1 protein-coding gene is annotated in these 534 nt (G+C 64.2%); it reads left to right on the top strand.

Annotated elements, in window-relative coordinates; genetic code table 11:
• Nucleotides 1-140: 140 nt before the first annotated feature.
• On the top strand, nucleotides 141-534 hold a 394-nt coding region (locus tag FS320_RS44935; RefSeq protein WP_425294317.1), incomplete at its 3' end, for an NADPH-dependent F420 reductase.

Raw genomic sequence — 534 nt, 5'->3', positions numbered from 1 at the left:
ATCCCGTCCCTGCCAACGCGTTCCCCACGTTCCAGACCTTGCCGCGGTGAAAGAAACGCAGCGGATCGGCACGCCCGCGCTACCAAATAGGCCCCGAAACAAACTCTGGTGAATAGGAACGGCTAGTAGACGTTGACGTCGTGATCCTGTCGATCCCCTTGAACCGACTTCCCGGGATCGCGCCGCTGATCGCCAGCGTGCCATCCGAAACGGTGGTCATCGACACGTCGAACTACTATCCGGCCCGCGACGGCAGGATCGAGGCCATCGAGGCCGGTCAGGTCGAGAGCCTGTGGGTGTCCGAAGAGTTGGGCCGTCCCATCGTCAAGGCCTGGAACGCCATCGGGTCCGACTCCTTCGCGAGGAAGGGCAAGCCTGCCAGCAGCCCGGACCGCATCGCCATTCCCGTTGCGGCCGATAGCGACAGGGATCGCAAGGTGGGAATGGCGCTCGTCGAGGACACCGGCTTCGACGCCTTTGACGCAGGCGCGCTTGCCGACTCGTGGCGGCAGCAGCCTGGCGCTCCATGCTACT

Source organism: Microvirga tunisiensis (assembly GCF_009296175.1).
Lineage (GTDB): Bacteria > Pseudomonadota > Alphaproteobacteria > Rhizobiales > Beijerinckiaceae > Microvirga > Microvirga tunisiensis.
Note: the sequence above shows the minus strand (reverse complement) of the source record. Positions and strands in the feature narration are given on the sequence as shown.